Annotated in this window: 3 protein-coding genes; 1 reads left to right on the top strand and 2 read right to left on the bottom strand. The window is 39.8% G+C overall.

The features are described from left to right. Positions 1-69: 69 nt before the first annotated feature. Complete coding sequence (locus HWQ40_RS05225) at positions 70-1,707, bottom strand: CTP synthase (protein ID WP_292775383.1); 1,638 nt, start codon at positions 1,705-1,707, stop codon at positions 70-72. Between the two features lie 84 nt (positions 1,708-1,791). Between HWQ40_RS05225 and HWQ40_RS05230 the strand changes: the two genes are divergently transcribed. Beyond that, positions 1,792-3,546, top strand: coding sequence for an N-acetylmuramoyl-L-alanine amidase (locus HWQ40_RS05230; RefSeq protein WP_292775385.1), 1,755 nt, complete (start codon positions 1,792-1,794; stop codon positions 3,544-3,546). A 78-nt stretch (positions 3,547-3,624) separates the two neighbouring features. On the opposite strand, the gene HWQ40_RS05235 is transcribed toward HWQ40_RS05230, so the two are convergent. Continuing rightward, positions 3,625-6,069, bottom strand: a complete 2,445-nt coding sequence (locus tag HWQ40_RS05235; RefSeq protein ID WP_292775387.1) for a hypothetical protein — start codon at positions 6,067-6,069, stop codon at positions 3,625-3,627. Between the last annotated feature and the right edge of the window lie 424 nt (positions 6,070-6,493).

A 6,493-nucleotide genomic window follows, 5' to 3' on the forward strand; every position in this document is an offset into this window, starting at 1 on the left:
TTAAGTTAATGTTGCTGTATGCCTATTCAAAATCTAAAAAATTAATTTTGAATTTTGAATTTTGAATTGTTATGACACCTCCAATGGTGTTGGTGTGCTAGATGTCGAAAGAGAAAGAGCGATCGCTGTTTGAATGAATCCTTTAAATAAAGGATGAGGTGTACTTGGGCGTGATTGAAATTCTGGATGAAATTGGCAAGCAAGAAAGAATGGGTGCTTGGGTAATTCCACAATTTCAACTAAACGTCCATCGGGAGAAGTACCACTAATCACATAGCCAGACTTTAACAACAAATCGCGGTAAGCATTGTTGAACTCATAGCGGTGTCGATGTCGTTCATAAATCACATCTTCTTGATAAAGCTTAAAAGCTAAAGTATCAGGGAGAACACGACAAGGGTATAGTCCTAAGCGCATTGTACCCCCTAAATCCACTACTTCCTGCTGTTCTGGCAATAAATTAATTACCGGATCAGTTGTGTAAGGGTCAAATTCAGCACTATTAGCACCTGTTAATCCCCCTACATCCCTGGCCCATTCAATCACGGAACATTGCATTCCCAGGCATAAACCCAAGAAGGGAATTTGGCGATCACGGGCGTATTTAATGGCGGCAATTTTGCCATCGACTCCCCGAACCCCGAAACCTCCTGGCACAACTATGCCATCGACACCTTCAAGATAATTTTCGGCTGGTTCCGTTTCCAAATTTTCTGAATTCACCCAACGCAGGCGCAGTTTGCCATAAGTGGAGATTGCAGCATGGTTTAGTGCTTCCACCACAGATAAATAGGCATCACTTAACTGCACATATTTACCAACAATGGCAATTTCTACCTCGTGCTTGGGACTATGTAACCGTTTTACCAGGGTTTGCCACTGCGTCAAATCTGGTTTACGTTGTTCCATTTGCAGCAAGTTCAGCACTTGTTCTGCCATTCCTTCCCGCTCTAGATTTAGCGGTACTTCATAGATACTTTTGGCATCTTGGGAAGTGATGACGCATTCTTCCGGCACATCGCAAAAGCCCGACAATTTCTGCTTTAATCCCTTGGGTAAAGGGCGATCGCTCCGACAAACTAAAATATCTGGTTGAATACCAATGGATCTCAGTTCCTTAACTGAATGCTGTGTCGGCTTAGTTTTCATTTCACCCGCAGAGGCAATCCACGGTACCAGCGTTACGTGCATATACAATACATTCTGCCGTCCCACCTCTTTACGGAACTGGCGAATTGCTTCCAAAAACGGCAGTGATTCAATATCTCCCACCGTCCCGCCAATTTCTGTGATTACTACAGAAGGGTTTGTACTTTTAGCAACTCGTAGAATCCGCTCTTTAATTTCATTGGTAATATGAGGAATTACCTGTACAGTACCGCCATTGTAGTCTCCGCGCCGCTCTTTATTGATGACTGCCTGGTAAATAGAGCCAGTAGTCACACAATTTAAGCGCGACATTGAGGTATCGGTAAAGCGTTCGTAATGCCCCAAGTCTAAGTCTGTTTCCGCACCATCTTGGGTAACAAATACTTCCCCATGCTGAAAGGGACTCATCGTGCCAGGATCGATATTGATATAAGGGTCGAGTTTGAGAATCGACACCGAATATTCGCGCGACTTGAGCAAACGCCCTAGACTTGCTGCTACAATGCCCTTACCAATACTGGAAACTACGCCTCCAGTAACAAAGATAAACTTAGTCATAGTAGTTTGAATTTCTAACAACTTCTAAAAATACATCCCGTCATTGTGCCACAGTTATTGTGGTGTCATCTTCTGTGATTTGCTGTGAAAAACCTTCTAGGATTAGTAATATTAGGCTGTATTCTCACCTCCTCAGTTGCATTGGCAGAGCCATCTCTTATAGTTGTTTTTCCCCAGACAAACTACCAGACAAGTGCCCAAAAAATCTTCTTTCTAGGCACTGCACCACCAAATGGTCAGGTTTTGATCAATAGTAAGCCAATTACCCGCAGCAAAGCTGGTCATTTTTCCCCTAGTTTCCCCTTGCAGTTGGGGGAAAATCTTTTTACTGTGCGTCGCCAGAATCAAGAACTTAAGATTAAGGTGATCAGGCTTAACACTAGCCCTGAACTACCACAGGGGGTAGCCTTTGCGAAAGATTCCCTGACTCCCGCAGTTGACATTGCCAGATTACCAGGAGAAGTAATTTGTTTTGGCGCGATCGCACCCCCTAACGCTAATGTCTCTGTAACCCTGGCTAATCAAACTATTGCCCTTTTACCGCAACCTCAACAGGCACAACTACCAAGTAATTTGGCAGCTTTGACAGGGCAAAATCAGCCTCATGCCCAGTCTAGCGTAGGCAATTATCAAGGTTGCACTACAGTGGCAACAGCCGCCGATCTGGGAAAACCTCAATTTCAACTGACGCTTGACGGCAAGACGATAACTCAACCCGGATCTGGTAAGATTGAAATCCTCTCAAGAGCACAGTTGCCAGTTTCTGAGGTGACAGTAGAGTCAGGCGTTGCTCGTACTGGCCCTAGCACCGATCATTCTCGACTCACACCACTGCCCAAAGGCACACGCGCAACAGTCACAGGTAGGGAAGGTGAATGGTTGCGCCTAGATTATGGCGCTTGGATTAATAGTAAAGAAACCCGCATTCTACCTGGTGCAGTTCCGCCACAGACAATAATTCGCAGTGTCGGATACCGTCAACTCCCTAGTGCGACAGAGATAGTTTTCCCTTTGCAAGTTCCCGTACCCGTGAGCGTACAACAAAGTGAGCAAACTCTCGCTCTCACTCTCTACAATACCACTGCCCAAACAGACATAATTCGCCTGGATGATAACCCCCTAATTTATCGCCTAGACTGGCAACAGGAAGCTCCAGGACAAGTAAAATACACCTTTAACCTCAAAAAAGCTCAACAGTGGGGATACAAGCTGAGATACGACGGTACAACCCTGGTTTTGGCTTTGCGTCATCCGCCTAAAATCGGGAACACAAGACGCAAGCCTTTAGCTAATTTTAAGATTGTACTAGATCCAGGGCATGGCGGTAAAGAATCTGGTGCCAGTGGCCCAACTGGATATTTAGAAAAAGATGTGAATTTGGTGGTATCTAAGTTGCTGCGCGACGAGTTGGTGAAGCGAGGAGCAACGGTGGTGATGACGCGGGAGGACGATCGAGAGGTTTCGCTAGTAGAACGTCAGGCAATTATCAGTCAAGAAGAACCTGCGATCGCTATTTCCATACATCACAATTCTCTACCCGATGATGGCGATGCCGAAAAAATTAAGGGATTTGCCGCTTTTTGGTATCAGCCCCAAGCCCATAACCTCGCAATGTTTTTACACAACTATGTAGTCAAAAAACTCGGCAAACCTTCTTATGGTGTTTTTTGGGATAACCTGGCGCTGACACGTCCGACAGCTGCACCATCGGTATTGCTGGAATTGGGTTTTATGAGCAATCCCGATGAATTTGAGCAGATAGTGAACCCAGAGGTACAGAAGAAAACGGCAAACGCGATCGCTCAAGGGATTACTGAGTGGTTTATGAGTGTTAAATAAATTTGCAGGTGCAACTAAAGTTTTACTCTCATTGTATTTGGTGAAGTGCGATCGGTCTTTGTTCAAACTTTGTGACTTTTATAGTGCATCAGCATTATTACTGGTTTCTTGATATCGCTCCATTGCTGCACTCAATACTAAATTGCTATAATTCCAAGGTTTTTTTAAAATTTCTTCTAACAGGTTATGCCATGTCTCATGCTTATCAACAGGCATTTGAATCTCTCTTAGCATCTTAACCCAAGCTTCCTCTTTCTCGATTATTTGAGTTTGTTGCAATGCTGCTAATAACATTTGTCTATAATTAATATTCTCAATTGGATAATCTGACAAAGTTAAGTATAAAATCCCTAGTAAAGAATGCTTGTTACTGTCAGAATTTATCAGACTCCATCCTGCATCTGCATTAAAGCAAAGATTAATGGCTTCTTGTATTTTTGCTTTCTTGGAGAATTTATAAGATTTCATTGACGAACGAAAAATTAGATATAAAAGGAATACGCTCCCTATACGAACATTTTCATCCTCATGACTAAGAAATGATTCTAATACATCTGTAGATTTAAATAAAAAATTATTAGAAATGCCACTCAGATAAAGCTCTCTTTTGTTAAGTAAAAGTTCTTTAAGAGGTAGAGTATTAAACACAAGTAGTATTATTCTTTGAATCGGAGTATAATAACTTAATATTTTTAGGAAGTAAACCCAACATAAGTTAGTAATAGTGTCGTCTAAAGATTGCGACCAAGTAGTAAGAATTAATTCTAAAATGTCCTGTGTCTTTATTAAGAAGATTGGATCTGATGACCACTTAAGTTCAATCAGATTCATTAATATTCTACTTAATCTTTTATGCTGTTTTATAGCCTCTTCAGCAATCGTTAAGATTTTGTAGAGTTCATCACTTTCGCATTTCAATGTACTGAAGCTAATAGGACTATAAATATATGCTTCTGCTAAATCTTCAACACTTATGCCTATTTGATTAGCTAATGGTAATAACTCAGGCAAAAGTTCATCTAATCTAATCTGCGTATGTATTGCTATTATAAGTTTTTGTAAATGTTGTCTATCATCTGATTGCTGCTTATATTTGAGAATAGCCTCCTCTATTTCTTTAAAAATAGCTATCTGTTTTTTAGCTTCCAAGAAGGGTAATAATCTATTGACACTATCTTGTTCTTCAACTAATTGTTTATCCACGGCTAGATTCAAAAGAGGCCAATTTTCTCTTAAAGCAAAAGAACGCCACCATTTCTTAGAAAGGGATGAAGTGCGGTGAATTAATTTTAATCTTTCCATAAAGACAGATATATGATCGAGATGAGGCTCTTTGAAAAACCAAAGTAACGACCATAAACTTACTTCTAACCTGGGTATTAAGTTATGGCATTGCAATAGCTCCTCTATATTATCGATAACTTCTTTAGGCATAGAGTCAGATGGTTCTAGCCCAATCCTCATCATTCTTATAGCTATTGCATGTTGTGAGATATCTTGTTCCTCTCCATATATTAAAATATTTCTGCGTTTATTAGTTTTCATGGACAACTCGATCAATAATCTAGAGCATCTCAGCAATAATATTAATTGTTCAGAAAGCGTTTTTGGTTTTAGGAACTCCCCGATAAGTTCTTGCTCAGAACTTGAAGAATTATAATACACTTCTAAAGAAAATATTTCTGCTAATTCGTTTGCTTGGTCTTCAGAAATTGACCAATTTCTCAGAACTGCCTCAGTATATTCAAGCGAGCTTAACCACATTTTTATTTCAGACGAAGAGAACCCACGCTCACTAAATATTTTTTTGTAGTAGTCCCAATAATCTTGTAATCTTTCTACCATCCATGAAGGCTCAGATTTATAGCTCATAGCAAGACACAATGCAGTAATTACAGTTGTTTCTCGTTGAGTTTGAAGCAGAGCATTAATCTTATCTTGGAAAGGTTTTTTTGCTCCAAAATGTTGACCATAAAGTTCTAATACTGTTTCTGAGCATGAATCTGGCAAAGAACGCAACTTCTCTTCTAGAAGAGGATGCAATGATTCTTGTTTATCTTCTTGAGATAATTGCTCTATGAAAGATTCCAATGCTTCTTTTTGCTCTGTAGTTAGCCCCGTGTCTAAAATTTTTAGTCCGTATTCTATAAATTCATATTGTAAATCCGGATTAATTTTACTAAAAGCACCATCGCTTGCTACTTCAAGCGCAAACCAAGCTCCTGGTCGTAAATAATGATTTGTTTTTGTTTGGTCTATCTCTTTACAGAGTCTTAAAATCTTATTAGCTTCTCCCTTATGGCTCCGAGCAATACGACCAACGAAAAATAAAGCAACATTCCGCCAGTGTGCTAAATAAATGATATTTTTTAAGCTTTCAAAACGTTGAGCAGTATCCTCGGCATTCTCTACTAAATGAACCGCTGCAAAGAATTCTTGAAAAGAGCGAATATCAAAACCAAACAAATCATTAGCTTCAGTAATCAAAACTAATCTATCACCATCCTTCACCAAGGTTTCCATCTTAAAATTTATGGTTTCAGCAGTAGAACGCTTGCCTTCTTGACGTAGGAATTTACAAACAGCATCTCTAAAGTCATTTTCAGGTAAGCGCGATTGAACGTTTTCTTTTGCTGCTCGGTGATGCAGTAAGTATCCTAAGTAAGAATGTAATCCAAATAAGAGCGACTCATCACTTTTAATAATTCCCTTATCTTTACTTTGTTCTCTAGCAAATATAATCTCCCAATATTTATTAAATAAATCTTCTTTTTGACTGGGAGGACGACCACGATTCTTGATAATAAGTAGGATAATTGTTACGTAAAGAGGACTTGTTAGTAACGCAGAGGTATTAGTATCTTGCTGGCATTCTTCAAGAGTAGAAATTATGGTTCTTCATTACTTGTTATGCTAAAGTAATAAATTAAGTCCAGTTTAATAAACA

Source organism: Nostoc sp. NMS9, assembly GCF_017114995.1.
Classification (GTDB): Bacteria; Cyanobacteriota; Cyanobacteriia; order Cyanobacteriales; family Nostocaceae; genus Nostoc.

Excerpts from the sequence above, each read along its gene's own strand:
- HWQ40_RS05225 (WP_292775383.1), bottom strand. The coding sequence starts at position 1,707 with ATGACTAAGTTTATCTTTGTTACTGGAGGCGTAGTTTCCAGTATTGGT.
- HWQ40_RS05235 (WP_292775387.1), bottom strand. The coding sequence starts at position 6,069 with ATGGAAACCTTGGTGAAGGATGGTGATAGATTAGTTTTGATTACTGAA.